Here is a 1,581-nt window from a genome sequence, read left to right as displayed (position 1 = left end):
TGAAAAAACTAGCTTACTTGAATCAATGTACAGTTTATAAAATTAAGCACCAAAGTTTATCTTCATATTTAACTAAAGAACTTCAAAAACCTTCTTTAGTTATGAATTTAGCCTGATCATACTATACGACCTATCTGGTGTCTTTACGTAAGTCCTGAGAGTGCCAGTCTCAGGGATTCTGCTGGATGGGGACTTTCCTGAAGTAGTGCGATTGATCTGCATGTCACGCTACGCGATCGCTTTCTGAAAACTGTTGTTACATAAATGCGATTGACCTTTGGTCACGCGGGGCGCGTTCGCTCTCCAAAAACTCTTGGTACAAAAGGGGAGCAGGTCAAAATTGTAGAACAGATGAACTATATACTATCACAGCAAGCTAAAACACATTACGGGGCTATAGCTTGAGTACAAATGTTCTGCATAAGTGACATGCTCCCTCGGGTTGAGACTCAAGAAGAGATGTTCCATCAAATTCACCGCCTTCAATATCCAAATGATCAAGAACAGTGGGTACAACATCAGTTGCAGGTGCAACGGAAGAATCATCTAGTTCTTTATTAGATGCAATAAAAGTCCTTCTTTCCGAGTCAGTTTGTCCACCGTGATCAAAGCCTTCTGATGGTTCGCGACCATGATCTGTAGTCACAATCACTAACCAATCTTCATCGGGATATGCTGCTTCTCTTTCTTCTACCGCATCAAGAATTTTACCCACATGACCATCAGCCATAGTAATTGCTTCTAAATATTCGGTAGAAAAACCAAAATTGTGAGCCACAACATCAACGTTATCGAGATGAACGAAGGTATAATCTGGCCCTTGTTTTAAGATTAAATCGGCTACAGTTTGCGCAATAATATTATCTTGAGCCAGTTGATCATCAGTGGGTTCTGGTGCGGTCAATTCAAAATCAACAATTGAATTAACATCTTCCTCAAAATAAGCATTGATTAGACCCCAGTTAACCACAGAAGCAATATAGTTATCGGGATCGTCATTATGAACGTATTCAAAAATGCTAGGATAGTCTGGCTTAGCTCTTAATGTATCGTCATTGGAAACAATACCGTGCTTGTTTGCCCAAACACCTGTTAATAAACTGCCCCAACCTGGACCACTAAAGGTTTGTTGTTCTGTTTCTGTTCCTTGAATCCCTCCTGTGAAAGACTCTATAATATTTAAACTGTCAAGATATGGTGTAGGAGTTTCGTCTAGTTTTTATAACTGCGCTCCATCAATACCGATGACAATAGCTTTATTCTCAGTCATTGACTTTTCTAAAAAAAATAGTAAAAAAACATTTTGATTTGACTATAGTTGCCTGGTTTATTTAAGAAAGTATTATGAATTTTATAAAAAAAATTAAACTAATATTAATTTTAAATGAAATATAAAAAAAAGGTGGGGTTTGCCCCACCTTTGGCTTATCCAGATATGATAAATTTAGGATTTTCTCCAACCTCCAACCTGCCCTACGGGAACGCCAAAGGCGAACAACCTCCAACCTGCCCTACGGGAACGCCAAAGGCGAACAACCCTCCAACCTACCAATCTACCCTTCACCGAAAGCCAAAGGGCAA

General features: G+C 39.1%; 1 pseudogene. It reads right to left on the bottom strand.

The annotated features are described in order from the left end of the window. Window positions 1-394: 394 nt before the first annotated feature. Window positions 395-1,189 (bottom strand): annotated as a pseudogene (locus tag F6K49_RS47560) (alkaline phosphatase family protein); the annotation flags it as partial. Between the last annotated feature and the right edge of the window lie 392 nt (window positions 1,190-1,581).

This window comes from Moorena sp. SIO3I6, from assembly GCF_010672095.1.
This window is presented reverse-complemented; position numbering and strand designations above follow the sequence as displayed.